Genomic DNA, 22,315 nt, shown 5'->3' on the forward strand with positions numbered 1-22,315 from the left:
GAGTGTAATTTGTTTCATAGGGCTATGATGATCCCATTTGGGACAAAATCAAGCATTTTCAATGATCACGGGTATATCTCATTCAGTATTGAGATGCGAGCCGTTATGATAAATAAAATGCCCTGAGAACAGGGCATTTTTATGTGACGATTACGCAGGAGGAGCTGTTTCGATAAAAAATGGCTCTTTTTCTATTGCCGCTAAAAAAAGTGTTAATTTAGGATAATCTTCGATATTAATCCGTTGGCGGAAAACCGCCCAACTTAAAAAACAACCCAATCGCAATTGCACATCATTAAACGGTCCGTGCAACGGTAGCTCAAGTTTTTCAAACTCTGCTAATGATGTTTTAATGCGTTGTGCTTGTCTTATGGTGTAATCAACACGCTCAATATCAACGCCATCACGAGACAGAAAAAATAAGTTAATTGAACTGTCTAGCGCAGTATTTATCATGCAAAATTGATCAAGTTCTATCACAGTGTCAAGACAGGTTTTTGATGACTTTTGACGGATGTAGCGCAATATTGCGCTGGAATCAGTTAATGATAACTCTTCATCGTGTAAAAATGGCACCCGTTTAGTTGGCGATAGCTTTGCGCTACTGACTTGATCTGTTTCAATAAATTGACAATCTAATCTCGACTCCAATAAGGCAATTCTGCAATGGCGTACATAAGGAGACGTGAAGCTACCATAAAGTTTCATCGGGCATCCCTACGGGGGTTAAACACTCTGTTCTAAAGGACCAAATGCTTGATTAACCGCATTGATGAAGGCCACTAATTCGCTGCCCATTAAGGAAAAGTCAGCATCTAAACGAGCCAGTGGATCTTCGGTACCGACTTCATCATTACCTGCTCTAAATTCTTCAGAAAACTTAAGTCGTTTAATGCTGGCATCAGACTGCATTAAAAAGGCAATCGACTGACCAAAATGTAAGGCTAATTTATGCACTTGTTTACCTGTTGCAATGTGGGCAAGTACTTCGTCTTCTTGGAGTACTTGTTGCTTAAAGCGCACAATGCCGCCTTCGTCTGAATCTGACTTAAGTTCGGCTTCATCTTGCATTTCAAATGGCGCCGGCGCTGCACCCGCTTGTAACCATTGAGTTAAGGTTGACTCGATTGGAGTGGCGTAGCTTAGTGGGATAATCGGTAAGCTGCCTATTGCTTTACGAAGTAATGCGAGTAACTCTTCGGCTTTAGTCGCACTTGAGCTGTCGACTAAAATCATCTCTAGCTCAGGCATGATGAGTGCATGAGTTTGACTACGACGAGAAAATGCTCGAGGTAAAAGCGTGGTAGTGATTTCATCTTTAATGGTGTCTTTTTCTTTCTTGGTGACTTTGCGGCTTTCTAGCTCTTCAATTTGGGCCACTTTTTCATCTAAAGCTTCTTTGATCACTTGGCCTGGAAGAATTTTTTCTTCTTTAGTGACGCAAATTAAATGGCGATTCTCAGCGCTGTGTACTAATGCTTGGCCTTTTCTACCAAGGGCATTTGAAAAACCAAATTTACTGATATCTTGGCTTGAACAAGGTGAGAAAGTGAAATCAGCTAAGGCCGTTTCTAATGTTTCAGTGTCTGTTGTAAAAGGCTTATTGAAACGATACAAGGTGAGATTTTTAAACCACATAGAAGGCTCTCGTTAATTAAAGAAGAAAAATACAATGGTGCAATTCTACGGGATAGAAGCTAAGCGGTAAACCTCCAAAAAAAGCTGTCAGCTAGGCTAAATGCAATCACTCAAGTCAGAATTCATCAAATTGTCACAATTCATTAAACTACCCCGAAACCACTGTTATAGCTATATTTAGGGCTTTTTCTTAGAAGATATTACGATGAATATTAATATTTAATTGACCAATGAAATATTTCTGCAACATTAACGAGGCAGACTTCAGCTCGTTCCAACCAAATAACAATGACGAATTTAGCGTCGAAAGGATGAAATGATGAATGTATTTTGTAAAACTCTATTAGCCTCTGCAATAGCAGTCTCAGTCGCTTCAAGTGCGTACGCAGCAGATCCTCTTCAAGTTTACGGTAAGTTAAATGTCACAGCACAATCAAATGATGTTGCTGATGAAACAGAAACGACTATTCAAAGTAATGCTTCACGCTTTGGTGTGACGGGTGAGTTTGAGTTAAGCCACTCATTAGAAGCCTTCTACACTATCGAGTATGAAGTAGACACCGGTGACGATACCAAAGAAAACTTTAAAGCACGTAATCAGTTTGTGGGTTTAAAAGGTGATTTTGGTGCGGTATCTGTTGGTCGGAACGATACTATTCTTAAAATTTCACAAGGTAAAATAGATCAGTTTAATGACCTTGCAGGCGATATAAAGACCATGTTCAAAGGTGAAAATCGCATGGCACAGACGGCAACATACTACACGCCAATGTTGGGTGACTTCCAAGCGGGTGTGACTTATGTAGCATCAGGTGATTTGGATCAAGTTGTTGGTGACAATACCACTGGTGAAGATGGCGTGAGTATGGCTGTTATGTATGGTGATGCAGGCCTAAAAAGCACACCAATATATGCATCGATTGCCTATGATTCAAAAGTAAAAGGTTATGACACTGCTCGTGCCACGGTACAAGGTAAAGTTGCAGGTCTTGTTATTGGTGGTATGTACCAGCAACAAGAAAAGCTAGACAGTGGCATCAAAGATGATGGTTTCTTATTAAGCACGGCTTATGGTATCAATGATGTTACCTTAAAAGCCCAATACCAAGACATGGAAAACAAAGGTGATTCATGGTCAGTCGGTGCAGACTACAAGTTAGGTAAGCCAACCAAGTTATTTGCTTTTTACACTGCAAACTCATTTGATTCAAATGATCAAGATGATACTTATATTGGTATTGGTTTAGAACATAAATTTTAATCTGAATGAGCATGTTGATTTAGATAGTAATTTAAAAGGGCTTAGGCCCTTTTTTGTTACATAACTTACACCTGGGATAAGAAACAGGATAAATCGTTAACAATGGGCTGCTTGATAAGTTCAACTTTGGATTAATAAACGGGATAAATGAAAGTAATTAGCCTATATGAGCCTTTCATATCACAGCTGTTATTTGTCTGCTAGCAAGGCTTATTTACACGCGAAGAGCCGGCCTATTGCAAGTGAATGCAACACTGTTAGCGGGCCAAAAGGCTGTTTGATAATCGATTATTATCTTGAGTTGAAATTGCATCATATTAACAGCAATGAAGTTTTTGTGACAAAAAGGCGTATTTAATGCCAGAATTAGCCGTTAGATCATAAATCTGTAACAAAAGTGTCCAATAATGGCTTTGTGGCAAATTAACGTAGAAACCCAATATGACAGCTAGGATTTTAATAGTAGAAGATGAATCAGCAATCCGTGAGATGCTGACATTTGTGATGGATCAACATGGTTTTACGACAGTTGCAGCTGAAGATTTTGATTCAGCGATTGAGTTACTTAAAGAGCCATATCCAGATTTAATTTTATTGGATTGGATGTTCCCTGGAGGAAGTGGCATCCAATTAGCTAAACGCTTAAAGCAAGATGAGTTTACGCGTCAGATACCGATTATTATGCTGACAGCCCGTGGTGAAGAGGAAGATAAAGTTAAAGGCCTTGAAGTGGGGGCTGATGACTATATAACTAAGCCCTTTTCGCCTAAAGAACTTGTTGCAAGAATTAAAGCCGTTTTGCGCAGAAGCGCTCCAACTCGCTTAGAAGAAATCATTGATGTGCAAGGATTACAACTTGACCCTGTTAGTCATCGAGTGACAGTCGGCGATACTGTGCTCGACATGGGGCCAACAGAATTTCGCTTGTTGCATTTTTTTATGACCCATCCAGAGCGTGTCTATAGTCGAGAGCAGTTACTCGATAATGTTTGGGGCACCAATGTGTATGTTGAAGATCGGACTGTTGATGTGCATATTAGACGTTTACGAAAAGCCGTAGAAGAGGCTGGGCATGATAAATTGATCCAGACTGTTCGTGGTGCAGGCTACCGATTTTCAACCAGAATGTAATTTGTATTGGCGTCTCGAAGGGTTCTGACATGATAAGTAGAACTTTTTAAAAACGCTTTTTTTGCTGTCTAGCCATAAGAGTCTATTTAGGCTATCTTGTGGTTCTTCGTTAGCCCTAATAATCAGTAACGGCACTGAATTGAGTTGGTGGCGGTACGTTCGCATTTAGGTAGCCTATGTTTATCTCGTACTCTGGATATCGTTTATTTTTTCGGTTTGCTTTACTGCTTGTTTTATTTATGCTCATTGGAGCCTTATTCGATCAAGTTGTTATCGTTATGTTATTAGGAACGATTGCATTACTTGTGTGGCATTATCGCCAAATTACTCGTTTAAACTTTTGGTTATGGAAGGATAAAAAGCTCACGCCTCCACAAGGGCGTGGAAGTTGGGAGGGGGTGTTTAATGGAATATATCGTCTGCAGGGGAAAAATCGTCGTCGAGTGGGCCAATTAGCCACTTTATTAGCTCGTTTTCGTCAAGGCGCGGAGGCCTTACCTGATGCGGCGGTGGTTCTTGATGCCGAGCACAATATTTTATGGTGCAACAAACTGGCGCAGTTAATTTTAGGATTTGTTTGGCCTCAAGATAGTGGTCTTAGGATCGATAACCTCATTCGTCATCCTAATTTTTCTACTTATTTAAAGAAAGCACAATACAACGAACCATTAGAAATCCCATCTCCTGTCTCAGATAAGCGTTTACTTGAAATTCGAGTAATAGGTTACGGTGACCGACAATTGTTATTAATTGCTCGTGATATCACTCGTATTCACCAATTAGAAGGTATGCGCAAAGATTTTGTCGCCAACGTTTCCCATGAGCTTAAAACCCCGCTAACGGTATTGCAGGGTTATTTAGAAATTATGCAAACCATGGAAGCACCTGATTCACCTAATCACAAACCACTATCAATGATGCAACAACAAACGACTCGGATGCAGTCGATGGTTGAGCAGTTGTTGGCGCTGTCGCGTATTGAAGATGCCGTGGATATCGATTTATCGCAAACGGTCAATATGGCATTGATGATGGATATCCTCAAAGAAGAGGCCTATGCACTGGCTGGAACTGAATATACTTTAGTGTTTAATTGTGAGCCAGGCTTAAATACTCGTGGTAATGAACTGCAATTGCGCAGTGCTTGTTCAAATTTAATTTCTAATGCGATTCATTATACCGTTCCGGGGGGGACCATTTCGGTGACGTGGCGCAGTGTGGCCACAGGAGCACTGTTTTCAGTCAAAGATACTGGTGTGGGCATTGCTCCACAGTATATCAACCGATTAACTGAACGCTTTTATCGGGTCGATAATGCCCGTTCGAGTAAAACTGGCGGCAGTGGTTTGGGGTTGGCCATTGCAAAGCATGCTTTAAATCATCATTACAGTGAACTTAACGTGACGAGTGAGTACGGCAAAGGCAGTATTTTCAGCTTTATCATTCCTTCGCATTTGTTAGTACGGCAATAGCATCTGGTCGTTTGGATATAAATAAACAGCATTTTTGCTGTTTTTTTTTGACTGATGATGGTCAACTCAAACGTGTTGTGCCAACCCAATCCATTCAGAACCACTTAGTTTGGTAAATATCCTCTATTCTGGGTAATAAACGGTTATCAAACAGCCCTTTGTTCCGCTACCTGCGTTGTATCAACTTACAATAGACCCGCTATTGACCCGTCAATACGCCTTGTTAGCAAAAAACACATAGCAAATTTGATATTGCAGACTTGAAATCAATCCGTTTTTAACTATGTATCCCATCTCTTATCCAACGTTGAGGTTAACAATAAAGCCTGTTAATTAGAGTGTGATGGTTTGAATTGATCACTACCTTACTCGGATGGGATCACTCATATTATTACGACTAGTATAAAATTTATGCGATTATGAATGTCACAATGCTGTCGTTTTAGGTTTTTCTTAACTAAGAATGACCTGTTTTGCACTCTGATCTGTGTTTTACTTTCATTATATCGCGCGGTGTTGTGATAGTTTGTTTTTTTAAGGTATTGATATAAATGATATTGATTGTAAACTTTCGAAATAAGACAGTTTTACTACCATTGTCACACAACTGTCACGTCAAAGTCATAGACTTGTCATCAATGGGGTCGATACTGACTACGTTTTAAAAACTTAGTACGCTTAATTCTGGAGCATTATAATGAAACTGAAAAAACTTGTCGGCGCCATCACACTTACAGCCGCTGGCGTATTCTCTGCAGCATCTGTGGCTGCTCTTGATCCAAATTTACCTGCATATGAAAAAACAAGTGGTGTTTCTGGTAACTTGTCTTCTGTCGGTTCTGATACATTAGCAAACATGATGACATTATGGGCTGAAGAGTTTAAACATATTTATCCTAGCGTTAACATTCAAATTCAAGCTGCTGGATCTTCAACTGCGCCTCCAGCATTAACTGAAGGTACTTCTCAGTTTGGTCCAATGAGCCGTGAAATGAAGCCTAATGAAGTTGAATCATTTGAAAAGCATTTTGGTTATAAGCCGACTAAGATCCGTGTTGCTATCGATGCGTTAGCCGTATTTGTACACAAAGATAACCCTATCACGGGTCTAAGTATTGAACAAATTGACGGTATTTTTTCTGCTACCCATAAGTGTGGCTCCAAAGAAATTAATAACTGGGGAGATGCTGGCTTAGATGGTAATTGGACTGTGAAAGACGTTCAGCTTTACGGTCGTAACTCAGTGTCTGGTACATACGGCTACTTTAAAGAAAAAGCGTTATGTAAAGGTGATTTCCGTCCAAACGTAAATGAGCAACCTGGTTCTGCTTCTGTGGTTCAGTCTGTTTCTCAGTCACTGAATGGGATTGGTTATTCAGGTATCGGTTACAAAACGGCTGGCGTCAAGGCTGTTGCAATCTCTAAGAATGGTGATAAGTTTATCGAAGCAACTGATGCTAATGCTGCAGACGGTTCTTACCCACTTTCACGTTACTTATACGTTTATGTAAACAAGCACCCGAACAGAGACTTAGCTCCAATGGACCGTGAATTCTTACGTTTCGTATTGTCTAAGCAGGGTCAACAAATTGTTGAAAAAGATGGCTATGTTCCATTACCCATCTCAGTTATTGCTAAAGATTTAGGTAAAGTGGGTGTTAAGCTTTAATTAACTCACTTTCAGTAAACTTAAAAAGGCCTCTTGGAGGCCTTTTTTGTTTTTTAACGTTAAAAAAACATAAAAAAAAGCAACCTAACTAAGAGGTTGCTGCTATTGCTAAGGGCAATACTGTTGATAGATTTTTACAACTATCGAATAGGAGAATGATGATGAACAAAAATAAGATACTTGGTACAAATAAAAAGTATTTCAAATCCGGTTCATATAATATGACTCATCATTTTTGAGTTAGTTCCCTTGAATATCAAAAAAGATGAGTTTTTTATTCAAAAGTGATATTTACCAGCTTGGCTGTAAAAGACCTACCACGGCGAGTGACAGCATATTTATGATGATACCAATGTTATTATCCTAGAACGTTTAGGTTGCTTTCTAACAAGTAAGGATTGTTTGTGACTGCAAAATGGAATGTAGAACACGATTATCATTCAAGTGCCAACACTGATGCTTTATGCGTCTATCATCTTGAGCTCAATCTTGTGGTTGATTTTGACTTACAACAACTCAGCGGAATTGCTAAGCTGCAATTTACTCGAAAAATGTCTGCACTTTCATTAGTGTTGGATTGTCGAGATTTGATCATAGAAGGTATCACTGACAGTCACGCTAATCAGTTGCCGTATCAAGTGAGTGATGTGAATGCCATATTAGGTCAAAAACTAGTCATAGATGTGGGTGGTCATTTAGATGAAGTGGTTATTCATTATCATACCTCTACAACTGCTCAAGGACTCCAATGGCTTACGCCTGAGCAAACCTTAGGCAAACAATTACCGTATCTATTTAGCCAATCGCAACCCATTAATGCTCGTAGCTGGATACCTTTACAAGACACCCCTAAAGCCCGAATCACCTTTAATGCGACAATCACCGCCCCGCATGGTTTACGTGCGGTAATGAGTGCCGAAAACATCCCTGATTTGCCGGATAATGGTGTGTTTGAATTTTGCATGAACAAACCGATCCCAACCCATTTATTAGCTATTGCCGTTGGAGAGTTAAGTTTTCAAGCCACTGGACCTCGTAGTGGTATTTATACTGAACCCGATATGCTTGCTGCTGCGACCAAAGAATTTGAAGATACCGAGTCAATGATCCAAATGGCAGAGTCCATATTAGGGCCCTATGCTTGGGGTCGCTTTGACATGATTGTATTGCCACCAAGCTTTCCTTTTGGTGGCATGGAAAATCCCATGTTAGCATTTATGACCCCGACGTTAATTGCAGGTGATAAGAGTTTAGTTTCAACAGTTGCTCATGAATTAGCTCATTCATGGACCGGTAATTTAGTCAGTAATGCGACTTGGCGAGACTTATGGCTTAATGAGGGATTTACCACTTACTTTACCAATCGTATTGTTGAAGCCGTGTATGGTAAAGAGCAGGCAGAACTTGAATGGGTTATCGAGTACGGTCGTTTGCAGGAGGAAATACAATCGACTCCCTTGTCCTGCCAAACCTTACCTGCCAATGTACAAGACCGTGATCCTAATCTGGCATTTAATCGGTTTACCTACGATAAAGCGTCGATGTTTGTTCATGAACTTGAACGCCGCTTAGGTCGGGCTGCATTTGATCGGTTTTTGTTCCAATATGTGGAACATTTTTCTTTTAGTGCTATCACCACCGAAACTTTTATTGATTATGCAAAGCAAACATTGCTGGTAGAACATCACGATAAGTTGACCTTAGCAGAGATCAATGAGTGGGTGTATGGCCAAGGATTACCCCAATGGTTTATTGCCCCAATATCAAGTAGTTTGGATAAAGTCGATTTGGCTGTTGAGGCTATTGTCAAAGGAACACCCGCTAGTGAGTTGTCGGTAGATGAATGGCGAGTTCACCACTGGCAGTATTTTCTCAGCCAATTACCGTTATTCGTTAATCAAGCCACGTTATTAGATTTAGACGACACCTTTATATTAACAGACAGCCACAATGCCGAAATAGCATGTGATTGGTATCGAGTCGCCATTCGTAATCATTTTGATCCCGTGTTGCCTGCGCTAAAAGACTACTTATGCCGGATCGGCCGAGGAAAGTTTGTTAGGCCATTATTTGTTGAATTACAAATAGCCGGTTACCAGCAAGAATTAGTCAATATTTATGTTAAAGCTCGCCCTGGTTATCATCCTTCATTGCAAGTGCAGCTAGACAATTTACTTAACCTTTAGCAAGTTAACTGCTTTAGTATTAACAATTTAACATCAAAAAATGAAAAAAAATGGCAGCCATATTGGCTGCCAAAATAACTCTTTACGGGTTGCCATTAACGGTGCGCTAGCGTGTTAATGCTTCCCAATGGGGATGATGATGAACAATAAACATAAAACGGTGTAGCAGTAACTCAATCTTAAATGAAGCTTGAGGTAAGTAAGATAAATCACTAAGCAGTTTACTCAATTAACTTTCGGGGGAGAAGATTAACTCATGACGCTGCACTTACTTCAAACTAAATCTTATTCCGTACAATTAATCAGACTGGGCTTCATCAAGAAAGTTCACCGAAAGAGAGATTTTTTTTAATAAATTTTATCGGGCAAAATTTATTGAGCTAAAAATAATCACGAGTCTTACGGGATACGCATTAATCTTATTAAATAACTATTAATAACAATGACTTGTTAATACTGCATCAGGAACATAATTTTTTTATGCCCCAATGGTTGGTTTTTACTGAGTACCAGCGGCGTTAGCTGTTGGTTATGGTAGAGAACGATGATAATTGGGGCGGAAGGGATGATGTCAATACGTAAAGAGAATTCACAAAATGAACCTAAAAAAAGGGCAACCAATGTGGTTGCCTAAGTCGTTCTTTGCGGGTTGTGATTAACGGTGCGCTAGCGTGTTAACACTCCCCAAATAGGGATGATGATGATGAACAATAAACATAAAACGGTGTAGCAGTAACTCAATCCTAACTGAAGCTTGAGGTAAGTAAGATAAATCACTAAGCAGTTTACTCAATTAACTTTCGGGGGAGAAGATTAACTCATGACGCTGCACTTACTTCAAACTAAATCTTATTCCGTACAATTAATCAGACTGGGCTTCATCAGGAAAGTTCACCGAAAGAGAGATTTTTTTTAATAAATTTTATCGGGCAAAATTTATTGAGCTAAAAATAATCACGAGTCTTACGGAATACGCATTAATCTTATTAAATAATTATTAATAAAAATACGTTGTTAATCGTTATACCAAGATCATAATGTCTACATTCAACCTGTTGGTTTTTCCCGAGTGCAAATGGGGCCTGAGGTTGGTTATGGTAGCAGTCGATGATGACTTTTGGCTTGGTTTATACCAATACGTAAAGAGAACTCACAAAATTAACCTAAAAAAAGGGCAACCAATGTGGTTGCCTAAGTCGTTCTTTGTGGGTTGTGATTAACGGTGCGCTAGCGTGTTAATACTCCCCAAATAGGGATGATGATGAACAATAAACATAAAACATAAAACGGTGTAGCAGTAACTCAATCCTAACTGAAGCTTGAGGTAAGTAAGATAAATCACTAAGCAGTTTACTCAATTAACTTTCGGGGGAGAAGATTAACTCATGACGCTGCACTTACTTCAAACTGCATTTTATTCCTTACATACTTACTCATACAATTAATCAGACTGGGCGTTATCAGGAAAGTTCACCCATAAAATGATTTTTTTGAATAAATTTTATCAAGCTAAAATATATTGAGCTAAAAATAATCACGAGTCTTATGGAATACGCATTAATCTTATTAAATAATTATTAATAACAATACGTTGTTAATCGTTATACTAAGATCATAATGTCTACATTCAACCTGTTGGTTTTTCCCGAGTGCAAATGGGGCCTGCGGTTGGTTATGGTAGCCGTCGATGATGACTTTTGGCTTGGTTTATACCAATACGTAAAGAGAATTCACAAAATGAGCCTAAAAAAAGGGCAACCAATGTGGTTGCCTAAGTCGTTCTTTGTGGGTTGTGAATAACGGTGCGCTAGCGTGTTAACACTCCCCAAATAGGGATGATGATGAACAATAAACATAAACTGTAGTGGCAAGTAAATAAGAGCTTTGAATACACACTAAACCGTTGGAGGAAGACGTTTGGTGAGTTCGTGTTCTTACTTGCTACATATACTATGACTAGGGCTATTTGGAAAAGTTCATTAAATGATGTACTAAATTTAAACGTCATTAATTGCGAGGATTTGTTCATCTTTGATGGTCGAAAGTGGTTCGATATACACGGGTGTTAATCGAGATGTACAGTATGTTTTCTACTTAGTTATCGATTGTTAGTGTGTCGTGATGACACTTAACAAGTCCTACTTAATCTCAATTCTGAAAGGCGATCGGATAACTTGTTAAAAAAGGGTCTATTTCAAGTCTGTAATATTAAACTTTCCATGTCTTTTGTTAACAAGATCTATTGCAAGTCGATACAACTTCGACCGCGGGGAAAAGCGCTGTTTGATAACGGGTTATGAGCCCCTGTTGAGGTAAGTTATTATAAGTAAGACACAAATAGTGGCACAACGCCTCTAGAAAGTTCAATAAATGGTAAATATGCGATCAAATCTATAGACATAAAAAAAGGCAATCAAATAATTGCCTATCGATCGACTTAGCGATCAAGGGGACCGCGCTAGAAGTCCCAGGGAGATGATGAACAAAAGTGAATATCACTGTTACTAAGTTTGAGTACGTGGTGGTTTAAAAGTTCAATATAAATGTATTTTTTTAGCCAAATAATGATGTTTATTTTATATTGCATATTTATCATAAACTTAAGTTTTGATGTGTTTTGATGTGTTTTGTAATGTGTTTTTTGTGGTTTGAGCGTATTTAATTTGAGCATATCGTTAAATGGAAATGTTATTGACTTAACATGGTCATGGAGCGTCCGCCTATGCCCCAAGAAGTAAAGTAAGGCGATTAACATGACATCAATCGCCCAAAGCAAACTCGCATACATTATGGATTAACGGTATTCGATTACAGGTAAAAGCCTCGGCTAACTTAGCAGCTTTTCAATAATAGCGTTAAGGTCTTCTGGCTTAGTGGTTGGCGAATAACGTTCAATAACATTTCCTTGTTTATCGACTAAGAACTTAGTGAAGTTCCATTTGATAGACTCACTAGCCAAAAGGCCTTTGGCAGACTTTTTAAGGTGTTGGTACAAGGGGTGACTATTAGCACCATTAACATCAATTTTACTGAATAGCGGAAACGTAACCCCAAAGTTGAGTTCACAAAATTGGCTGATCTCGTCTTCATTACCTTGCTCTTGCTTACCGAATTGATTACAAGGAAACCCCAAAATAACTAAACCACGATCTTTATATTGTTGATATAAGGCTTCAAGACCTTTGTATTGCGGTGTAAATCCGCATTTACTTGCCGTGTTAACAATGAGCATAACTTTATCTTTAAAGTGCTCCATAACAACGTCTTTGCCTTGAATGTCTTTTACGATAATAGGGTAAATTGCAGCGGTCATGTGAAGCTCCTTTATATGAAAAGTAAACTATAATATAAATATGGTTGGCTGGCAATTTAGTTGCGCACAACTTAATTTATCTATTTGCTTATAAATACTAATTTCAATATAGTTTGCGCATAATTTACTATCAAGGATTAAGGACGGGCTTATGAATGAATTGAAGAACGAACTTAACTCTGAAGATGAAATCGACTCCAATTCGCAGCCACAAGCTGATGTCAGTCACGTGGTACATTTATTAACGGAAGCCGAGGGTGATGAGCAGGCCGAAATGTTCAGTGAGATTTTGACTGAAGCTGAACCAGGTACAATTGCTTTACTTTTAGAATCGTTACCGCTGGATGAGCGTTATGATCGTTGGCAGCAAGTTGATGTAGAAGAGCGTGTTGACGTTTTAAACTTAATGCGTGCAGATCCTCGTTTAGGCATAGTGAAAAAAATGCCAGACGAGGAGTTAGACCTACTCTTTTCGCAATTAAGTCCCGAAGATCTTATCGAGTGGAGTGATACGTTACCAGACAATATTACCGATCGTGCATTAGCACAGATGGGGGAACGTCAGCGCAAGCACTTCGAACTGTATGATCAATATTCTGATAATGAAATCGGTCGTTATGCTGATCACCAAATGTTGGCGTTAAGTCTTACGTCTACGGTCGCGCAAGGGCAACGTTTTTTTCGTCGAATTGATTTAGATTGTAATGACCACCTTTTTTTGGTGGATAATAACGATAAATATCTAGGGACAGTGCGTCGTTATGATGTTTTTAAAACGACCGATCTTGATACCCAATTACAGGTATTAATATGGGAAGACAGCCGGGTTATCTCTGCCGACTCATCTTTGATCGAAGCGGCCGAAGCCATTGAGCATAGTCGTGAGCTTGAATTACCGGTTGTCGATGATGACGGTATATTGATTGGCCGAATGACACTGAGAACGGCTACAGCCCTAGTGCGTGAGCATTACGAAGCACAATTAATGGCAACCGCAGGTATGGATGAACACGACGATTTGTTTGCTCCAATTATGGTGGGAGCAAAACGTCGTGCAGTGTGGTTAGGGATTAACTTACTCACTGCTTTTTTAGCTTCTGCGACCATTGGATTATTTGAAAATGTGTTGTCGCAAGTGGTGGCATTAGCGGTATTGATGCCTATTGTGGCTTCAATGGGCGGTATTGCAGGTAGCCAATCGTTAACACTGATGATCCGCGGTATGGCAATGGGGCAGATTTCTGCCGGTAACGTGATGTCGTTGATGAAAAACGAACTCGGGATCGGTGCACTTAACGGCATGTTGTGGTCGATTGTCATTGGTATTGTTGCCGGGTGGTGGTTTAACGATACGATAATGGGCATTGTAATTGGTTGTGCCATCTTAATTAATATGGCGGTTGCGGCTATTGCGGGTGTTATGGTGCCAATGATCTTACAACGTTTTAATCAAGATGCGGCATTATCAGGATCGGTCATTCTCACCACTGTCACCGACGTGGTAGGTTTTTTTACCTTCTTGGGATTGGCCACCATATTGTATCTGTAAAGGTGCGGTATTGCTTACATCAAAATGCACTGAGTCAACATTGGGCTAGCCTTTGGTTAACGTTGTCCAGCGCCTCGACGATTATCACGTATGCTGTTATTTAGCTTCAATTCGCCTTGCGGGTAAAACAAATGACACTTTTAATATAGCCTGACTTGAAAGAGACTTATTGCTATCGGTTTAGCCTATATCTTATTCCAAGTTGAGGTCATTTAAATGCTCTTGAGTCTCTCAAGGTCATTTTTTGATAATAAAAAAGCAAGTTACAGGTAACTTGCTTTTTAAACTCGATGAGACAATGCGGTTAAATTATTTCCACTTAGGAGGCGCTAACTCCATTTCTGGATTATCGTCAAAGTAGCCTCGCTTGGTATCTCGGCGGCGTTGTTTTACTTTTTTCGATTTTGGTTTTCCCTTTCCCTCGATGTTATCGCCCCATGGCGCATCGTCTTCATCAAATTCAAATGAGTGTGACATTTTTAACATTCCAGATAACTGTACCTTTTTTGGTACAACCCCTTTTTTACCTAAAGTTAATAATAAGCTAAAGCGAAATATTTAATCCTTGATGGTAAAAATTATTGCACGTAGAAATGACAATTCAATTTTTGGCGACAAATAAACATTCTTTGCTGTGTTTGAGTTCATTTAGGCATAGGGATAATTGTTGTTGCCAGGGGTTTTGTGTGGCAATGGTGTGTGATAAACCGCTATCTAGCGCACTAAATACTGGCCTATTGACGATTGAAGCATATTGTTCTGATGTTATAGGCTGTAAATAAATCGGTTGACGTAATAAGCCTAACCCTATCGCTTGTGTTTTTATCGCTTGTGCAAACTCATACCAAGTGCATATGCCAGCATCACTCCAATGGTAAATAGCTGACCATTGTTTTTGTAAACACAGTTTCCACAAAAAACGCGCAAGATCATCAACCATTGTCGGGCTGCCGGTTTGGTCATTAACAATATTAATCGGGTTTTCTTTACTTGAGCCTATGGCTGCCTGATTATGCGTCTGTGACATTAACTTCAGCATAGTGGTCAGAAAATTATTGCCAGTATGATGGTAAAGCCAAGAGGTACGTACAATGCAAAATAGATCAGATTGGTAGCTCAGTAGTGTTGCTTCTGCGAGTAATTTTGATTGCCCATAAGTATTAATAGCCGCTGGTTTTTGTGTCACCAAATAAGGTGTCGATGAGCCGCCATCGAATACATAATCTGTTGACAATTGGATCAGTTTAATCCCATAAGCACTAGCCGCTTTAGCGATATACTCAACGGCTAATGCATTGGTTTTTATCGCGGACTCAGGGTTAATTTCGGCTTTTTCGACGTTGGTATAGGCTGCGCAGTTAATGATGATATTGGGTCGATAATAAGCCAATGCTTCGTCAATACGTTGTGGCTGAGTAATATCAACTTGTTGGTGGCTGAGCTGGATCAGTTCCAGCGTATTAGGCTGAGTACGTTTTAAGGCTCGGGCTAGTTGACCTGTTTGACCAAAGGTTAATATTTTCATTGAACGTGAGCCAAATACCATTGGACAGTGCGGTATAAGCCATTAAAGAAGGTATGTTTAGGTGTCCAATTCAATGTTGTGGCCAATTTACTGGCATCAATGGCATAGCGATGATCATGTCCGGGTCTATCTTCAATATGCTCAATGAGTGAGGTAAAGCCATTGCCACTAGCAAGGCGATGATCCGGGAGTAATTGGCTAAGGTGTGCGCAAATCGACCTCACTACCTCAATATTAGTTTGCTCATTATTGCCGCCTACCGTATAGGTTTCACCCACGTTGCCTAAGGTTAATATTGTCAGTAAAGCTTCAACATGATCATCGACATAAAGCCAGTCTCGAATTTGTAGACCATTACCATAGATAGGAATTTGCTCACCCGCTATAGCGCGGGTAATGGTCAATGGGATCAGTTTTTCTGGATGTTGGTATGGGCCATAATTATTAGAACAATAACTGATTAAAATGGGTAAACCATAGGTTCGATACCAGGCTTTGACTAGATGATCGCTTGATGCTTTACTTGCTGAGTAAGGTGAGCTGGGTGCATAAGCACTTTGCTCATTGAAAAAGCCTGTGCCGGGTAAGTCACCAAATACCTCATCAGTCGAAATATGATGGAAGCGAAATCGTGCAGCCTTAGCGCTCAATAAACCATTATAAAATTGTCTGCTGGCTTCTAAAAGTTGATAAGTACCGACTATATTAGTCTGAATAAATTCTGCAGGACCTGAAATGGATCGATCAACATGAGTCTCTGCCGCTAAATGCATGACGGCGTCGGGTTGAAACCGATTAAATACTTGGGTTAATAATTGAGCATCACAGATATCGCCTTCGATAAAATGGTATCGTCGACTTTGGTTTAGCATTTTAAGGCTGCAGGGATCCGCTGCATATGTCAGCTTATCGATATTAATGACACTGTGATGGGTAAAATTAATGATAAATCTGATTAGTGCCGATCCAATAAATCCACAACCACCAGTAATCAGTATTGCGAGTGCTTGTTCGTTTCTGTGTGTCATTGTTTTAGGCCAAATGAGATAACCTTAGGGTTTAGCATCGGGTTATCTTTGTCTGAGACGAGAGGAGCAAGGTGTTGTTTTAATGGCCATTGAATATTGAGCACGGGATCATTCCATGCGATGGTTTGATCATCATCTGGTCGATAATATTGTGAACATTTATAAATAACATCAGCGATGTCAGACAATACGTAAAAGCCATGAGCAAATCCCGCAGGGATCCACATTTGATAGCCATTTTCGTCTGAGATTTCTTGGCCTATCCACTGACCATACGTTGTAGACCCTTGACGAATGTCGACAGCAACGTCAAAGATGCTTCCTCTTGCTACCCGGATTAATTTACCTTGAGGGAAGTGTTGCTGGAAGTGAAGTCCACGTAAGACATTGTTAATAGAACGCGATTGATTTTCTTGGACTAGTTGAGGAACATCTAAGTTGTTTTGAGTAAACGCGTCACTAAAGGTGTTTTGGCGTAACGTTTCCATAAAGAATCCACGCTCATCAATGAACTTACGTGGGCTAAAAATCATCACGTCTTTGAGTTGAGTGTTAATCCATTTCATCTGGAAAATTCTTATTTAATAGAGACAGTAAGTATTCACCATAACCACTTTTTAACAGTGGCTTAGCCAGTTTTTTGAGTTGTAATTGATCAATTAATCCCATCGAATAGGCTATTTCCTCAGGGCAGGACACTTTTAAACCTTGGCGTTTTTCTATTGCAGCTATGTATTGTGTCGCTTCTGCCATGGCATCGGGTGTACCAGTGTCTAGCCAAGCGGTTCCTCGGCCTAAGATATTGACTTGAAGATTATTATTATCAAGATATTGATTTATCACATCCACTATTTCGAGTTCTCCTCTTTCAGAGGGGAAGACTTGCTTAGCGTAATAGCTTGCCTTGTTGTCGAAAAAATACAGCCCTGGCATGGCAAAATTTGATTTGGGTTTAGCGGGCTTTTCTGTAATAGAAAGTACTTGATTATGTTTATCAAACTCAATAACCCCATAAGCTTGTGGATTAGCAACGTGATAACCAAAGACGGTGGCAGATGATATTTTATTCGTTGATTGTAGAGTGTGCTGTAATTGATGGCCATAAAATAAATTATCCCCTAAAATCATTGCACAAGGACTACCATTTAGAAAATGTTCAGCAATAATGAGTGCTTGTGCGAGTCCTTTAGGCTTTGCTTGTGTTGCAAATTCAATGTTAATACCCCATTGATGGCCATTGTGCAGCAGTGATTTAAAAAGAGGCAGATCGGTAGGCGTGCAAATAAGCAAAATCTCTGTAATACCAGCCTGCATCAATGTGCATAGCGGATAATAAACCATAGGTTTATCGTAAACGGGTAATAACTGTTTACAGACAACTTGGGTGATAGGAAATAGTCGAGTGCCTAAACCTCCAGCTAATAAAATACCTTTTCTCATCAATCTTTCTTTAAGTGATTCATAAGTGAATTTTAGCACAGCTAAAATCAATTAAGCAGATTTGTTATGGGTGTTATTTACCTAAGCCTTCAATTATATCAAGGCTATATCGCTCTGCATCAGGGCCTTTAATTCGCTGAAATTTAACATCTAATAAAGATAAGGGATCTGAATAGACTCGATAAATATGGTCGCGATCTAAATGATAATATTACTCGTTTGATCCTATTTGAAGGTGCCTTTACCTCGATAGGGATGAGGATCGCTGTCTAAACCTATGGTGTGGATGGTGCATGTAAGTTCGAGTTTGGGCAAGGGAACATGCCACGATAAACACCTGCCATTGCAAGGTTGCTTTGCAGCTTGTTGCTATATCAATCGTGAGATTGTTTAGTCGGTTGGCTGCAGCCTAAGATTACCCATCCGAGTACTAAGCATAAATTTTCATCTAAGCCCCCTTTAGATACAAAATTGTCGTGCATATTATCCTCAGCAGTTTTGGTGTTATGTGTCTACACTCAATGATAAAAAACTACAAAAGGATTTTCTAGAGTAGGTGATACTATTTTAAATGATTGTTTTTAAGTTATTTTTTTTAAACGATTATTTTTAAACGATTGTTTTTAACAAATCGTTTTAAGAGATTATTTTTAAATGGCTATTTGACTCAAGTTAAACCAGTATCATAAGGATTACTTGATAATAGGTGACCAGAGTGTACTCGTGCTTTTATCATCAACCGATCCTGGCGTTAAAATATAGCTAACGCATATATTTTGCGCTTTAATGGTTAAACTTTAGTCGGGATATCAAAAAATTGTTTTATCTCATCTATTCTATCCATTGCATCTTGATAACCCAAATCAATCAAGGTTGTGGTATAGCTTTTTTCGAACAATAGATATGAGACGATACTTGAATCTGACTGTCGATTAATGCCAAAAAACTTCAATAAGATTTTGATTGCAAATGGCATGTCATCATAAAATCGATCCGCAATTCGGCTGAGATCTTGACTGGGCTTTATGACCAATGTCTCTATATGGCGAAGATTTAATGAGTCACGTCCTTCTTTCGACATGAATGACAATGTTTGATTTTCTCTCTGTAACCTTTCTAAATCACTGTTTAATGTATCCGAAAAAATCGTGTCTAATAAATGTCCTCCTATTGTTGCTGTTTTAGGATGATATTCAAACTCGATAGGGACATTTTTGTGTGGACTTTCTAAATTAATAACAAATATTTTATTGGCACCAAGGTGGACCGGACTTGATAAGGGAGAGAGTTGATGGACTGACCCATCGCAATAATAAGCCTGATTAAGTTTAATTGATGGAAAGACCATTGGGATAGCAGAGCTTGCGAGTAAATGCTCAGTATTTAATAAGCTGCGAATACCACTTCGTTTAGCACTTTGCCAATTTTCAATGTGTTTATTGCCCTGATAAAAACTATATGATCGTGAATTGTTATAACTCGAGGCGTCGACACTTATTGCCTTGAGTGCATCGTTACTGATGTTGCGGTCGATTCTTTTAAAATCGATAAGTTTATCCAATAATTCACGTAATGGTTGATTATCAAGTAGGCTTGCTGCGTCCGTACTCACCTTGTCGTCTTGTAAGCCTTTGATTGCCATTCGGCCCAAATGTCTTAACACTTGGGGGATGGAAGCCCGATAGACTTTATGGGTTTCAAAATGACGCCACACCCAATCCAGTTTTTTTATGCCCAAATGGAAGCAAGATGCGTGGGTTGCCAGAGATGTTGCGTTAATGGCTCCTGCCGATGTCCCGCAAATGATATCAAATGGGACATTATGGTTGCGTGGGTAAAACTGCACTAGCGCTTTCAATACGCCTATTTGATACGCAGCTCTTGCCCCACCGCCACCTAAAACTAATGCTGTTGATACTGACAATATCTATCCTTAATGTTTTAAATGTACTTATTTTTAGTATGAATTCTTTTTCGAGTTTATACCAGTTACCAATAAGTCGACTATGCTATTTATCGTCTGTTTCTCATCTTAATGCGAGTAAGCAGTCTATGAGTAAACAGTAAGCATTAAGCATTGAACATTAAATATTACTGATCAAAAAGGTATCATCTGTTTTTCTTGAAGCAATAAAAAAACGCACCATAAAGTGCGTTTTTAAAATGTATTGTTGTTAATTATTCAGGGTTAACCTTTAGCGGCCTTGGTTAAAAACGCCACAATCTCATCAAATGGGATATCTTGTTTCTCACCAGTACGACGATTTTTGTACTCAAATACGCCAGCATCGATATTGCGGTCGCCAATAACCACAACATGGGGTAAACCGATTAATTCCATATCAGCAAACATAACACCAGGACGTTCTTTACGATCATCCATTAATACTTCAATACCGGCATCCGCTAAGTCTTGGTAAAGTTTTTCAGCGATGTCAGCAACGCGATGGGATTTATGCATATTCATGGGTAAAATACCCACCGTGAATGGTGCAATTGCTTCTGGCCAAATAATGCCGCGATCATCGTTGTTTTGCTCAATGGCAGCAGCCACAATACGGCTCACGCCGACACCATAACAACCCATCAACAACACCTGTGCTTTGCCGTTTTCATCTAACACTGTGGCATTCATTGATGTAGAGTAACTTGTTCCTAACTGGAAAATATGGCCGACTTCAATACCACGAGCCATTGCATAAGTACCAAGGCCATCTGGGGTCGGTTCACCTTCAACCACATTACGAATGTCAGCAGCGGTTGCTAAAGGGAAATCTCGCTCCCAGTTGATACCGAAATAATGCTTATCTTCAGCGTTAGCACCTGCGGCAAAATCGCTCATCACAGTAACACTGTGATCAACAATAATCGGCATAGTTAAGCCGACAGGTCCGATAGAACCAGGACCTGCGCCAACGGCTTCTCGAATTTCAGCTTCTGATGCAAATTCAAATGGCGATGCGACTAATTCAAGCTTGTCGGCTTTGACTTCGTTAAGTTCATGATCGCCACGGATAACTAATGCCACCAATGGTGCTTCTTCAGTCGCGCCTTTAACAATTAAGGTTTTAACTGTTTGGGTGATGACGACATTAAATTGCTCAACCAATTCGGCAATTGTTTTTGCGTTAGGTGTCGCGACCAACGTCATTGCTTCAGTTGGCTCTGCGCGTGTTTGGGTTGGCATAGGTGATTCAGCTTTTTCAATGTTAGCGGCATAGTCGCTGCCCGTTGAATAAGCGATTAAATCTTCACCACTGCTTGCGAGCACATGGAATTCATGCGACATGCTGCCACCAATAGAGCCCGTATCAGCTAGTACAGGGCGGAACGATAAGCCCATACGAGTCAGTATATTGCTGTATGCGGTATGCATTGCATGGTAAGTACTGTCCATGGTTTGTTGATCTAAATGGAAAGAATAGGCATCTTTCATCAAGAATTCGCGCGCGCGCATGACGCCAAAACGTGGACGTACTTCATCACGGAATTTGGTTTGTACTTGGTATAGTGTTAACGGCAGTTGTTTGTATGAGTTTAGCTCTTTACGGACTAAATCGGTGATCACTTCTTCATGGGTTGGTCCCAATACAAAGTCACGATTATTACGGTCTTGGAAACGCAATAACTCAGGACCAAATTTGTCCCAACGGCCTGTTTCAACCCATAGATCAGCAGGTTGTACTAACGGCATTAATATTTCGATAGCGCCTGTTTTGTTCATTTCTTCACGAACAATAGCTTCAACTTTACGTAATACACGTAAACCTGACGGAAGCCAAGTGTAGAGACCTGAAGCATTACGACGGATCATACCGGCACGTAACATTAACTGATGACTAACCACCTCTGCATTTGCAGGGGTTTCTTTTTGTGTTGAAAGCAGGTACTTGTTAACTCGCATTCCCAATGTCCAAAATAGTTACTATGAATGAGCATCATTTTAGCACCTGCTTCAATGATGTCACCTGCTAATTCGACTCAAAAGTAGGCTTTGTGGTGCTTTAATGGCGGGATATTATTATTTAACTTCCGCGCCGGATAATAAACGGTTATCAAACCACTCTTTGTCCTGCTATCTGTGTTGTATTCACGTAGACGTT

Annotated in this window: 16 protein-coding genes; 6 read left to right on the forward strand and 10 right to left on the reverse strand. The window is 39.7% G+C overall.

The window, feature by feature from the left end; translation table 11 throughout:
* Positions 1-150: 150 nt before the first annotated feature.
* Together AAEZ02_RS11505 and rdgC are read right to left on the reverse strand one after the other, a co-directional pair.
* On the reverse strand, positions 151-708 hold the full coding sequence (locus AAEZ02_RS11505; RefSeq protein ID WP_124014114.1) for a glutathione S-transferase family protein: 558 nt from the start codon (positions 706-708) through the stop codon (positions 151-153).
* An 18-nt stretch (positions 709-726) separates the two neighbouring features.
* Positions 727-1,638 (reverse strand): recombination-associated protein RdgC, encoded by a 912-nt coding sequence (rdgC, locus tag AAEZ02_RS11510; RefSeq protein WP_351123140.1) that lies wholly within the window; start codon positions 1,636-1,638, stop codon positions 727-729.
* 316 nt (positions 1,639-1,954) lie between these two features.
* Here rdgC and AAEZ02_RS11515 point away from each other — a divergent pair, with 316 nt between their 5' ends.
* The 5 genes from AAEZ02_RS11515 to AAEZ02_RS11535 all read left to right on the forward strand — a co-directional run bounded on the left by AAEZ02_RS11515 (position 1,955) and on the right by AAEZ02_RS11535 (position 9,357).
* Entirely contained in the window at positions 1,955-2,899 is a 945-nt protein-coding gene (locus AAEZ02_RS11515) for a porin (protein ID WP_351123143.1), read from the forward strand.
* Between the two features lie 441 nt (positions 2,900-3,340).
* Positions 3,341-4,030, forward strand: a complete 690-nt coding sequence (phoB, locus tag AAEZ02_RS11520) for a phosphate regulon transcriptional regulator PhoB (protein WP_335689258.1) — start codon at positions 3,341-3,343, stop codon at positions 4,028-4,030.
* A gap of 176 nt (positions 4,031-4,206) precedes the next feature.
* Positions 4,207-5,502, forward strand: coding sequence for a phosphate regulon sensor histidine kinase PhoR (gene phoR, locus AAEZ02_RS11525; RefSeq protein ID WP_351123146.1), 1,296 nt, complete (start codon positions 4,207-4,209; stop codon positions 5,500-5,502).
* 697 nt (positions 5,503-6,199) lie between these two features.
* On the forward strand, positions 6,200-7,171 hold the full coding sequence (locus AAEZ02_RS11530; protein ID WP_351076393.1) for a PstS family phosphate ABC transporter substrate-binding protein: 972 nt from the start codon (positions 6,200-6,202) through the stop codon (positions 7,169-7,171).
* A 404-nt stretch (positions 7,172-7,575) separates the two neighbouring features.
* Entirely contained in the window at positions 7,576-9,357 is a 1,782-nt protein-coding gene (locus tag AAEZ02_RS11535; RefSeq protein WP_351123149.1) for a M1 family metallopeptidase, read from the forward strand.
* Positions 9,358-12,184: 2,827 nt separating this feature from the next.
* On the opposite strand, the gene AAEZ02_RS11540 is transcribed toward AAEZ02_RS11535, so the two are convergent.
* Entirely contained in the window at positions 12,185-12,670 is a 486-nt protein-coding gene (locus AAEZ02_RS11540; protein WP_101030162.1) for a glutathione peroxidase, read from the reverse strand.
* Between the two features lie 151 nt (positions 12,671-12,821).
* Between AAEZ02_RS11540 and AAEZ02_RS11545 the strand changes: the two genes are divergently transcribed.
* On the forward strand, positions 12,822-14,219 hold the full coding sequence (locus AAEZ02_RS11545; RefSeq protein WP_101030163.1) for a magnesium transporter: 1,398 nt from the start codon (positions 12,822-12,824) through the stop codon (positions 14,217-14,219).
* Positions 14,220-14,528: 309 nt separating this feature from the next.
* On the opposite strand, the gene AAEZ02_RS11550 is transcribed toward AAEZ02_RS11545, so the two are convergent.
* From AAEZ02_RS11550 to AAEZ02_RS11580, 7 genes are all read right to left on the reverse strand, one after another.
* Positions 14,529-14,696, reverse strand: coding sequence for a small highly charged protein (locus AAEZ02_RS11550; RefSeq protein WP_101034621.1), 168 nt, complete (start codon positions 14,694-14,696; stop codon positions 14,529-14,531).
* 124 nt (positions 14,697-14,820) lie between these two features.
* Positions 14,821-15,744, reverse strand: a complete 924-nt coding sequence (gene rfbD / locus AAEZ02_RS11555; protein WP_351123154.1) for a dTDP-4-dehydrorhamnose reductase — start codon at positions 15,742-15,744, stop codon at positions 14,821-14,823.
* A complete protein-coding gene (gene rfbB, locus AAEZ02_RS11560) occupies positions 15,741-16,772 on the reverse strand; it encodes a dTDP-glucose 4,6-dehydratase (RefSeq protein WP_351123157.1) in 1,032 nt (343 codons plus the stop codon). The genes rfbD and rfbB overlap by 4 nt, the downstream gene beginning before the upstream one ends.
* The gene (gene rfbC / locus AAEZ02_RS11565; protein WP_124013951.1) at positions 16,769-17,338 is read right to left on the reverse strand and encodes a dTDP-4-dehydrorhamnose 3,5-epimerase; all 570 of its coding nucleotides are present in this window, start codon (positions 17,336-17,338) and stop codon (positions 16,769-16,771) included. The genes rfbB and rfbC overlap by 4 nt, the downstream gene beginning before the upstream one ends.
* Positions 17,325-18,212: a glucose-1-phosphate thymidylyltransferase RfbA gene (gene rfbA / locus AAEZ02_RS11570; RefSeq protein WP_124013950.1), complete on the reverse strand. Its 888-nt coding sequence runs from the start codon at positions 18,210-18,212 to the stop codon at positions 17,325-17,327. Before rfbA ends, rfbC begins: the two co-directional genes overlap by 14 nt.
* Before the next feature lie 790 nt (positions 18,213-19,002).
* Entirely contained in the window at positions 19,003-20,136 is a 1,134-nt protein-coding gene (locus AAEZ02_RS11575; protein ID WP_124013949.1) for a patatin-like phospholipase family protein, read from the reverse strand.
* 264 nt (positions 20,137-20,400) lie between these two features.
* Entirely contained in the window at positions 20,401-22,116 is a 1,716-nt protein-coding gene (locus tag AAEZ02_RS11580; RefSeq protein ID WP_351123160.1) for a proline--tRNA ligase, read from the reverse strand.
* Positions 22,117-22,315: the final 199 nt, after the last annotated feature.

The organism is Shewanella sp. T24-MNA-CIBAN-0130 (assembly GCF_040310185.1).
GTDB lineage: Bacteria > Pseudomonadota > Gammaproteobacteria > Enterobacterales > Shewanellaceae > Shewanella > Shewanella psychromarinicola.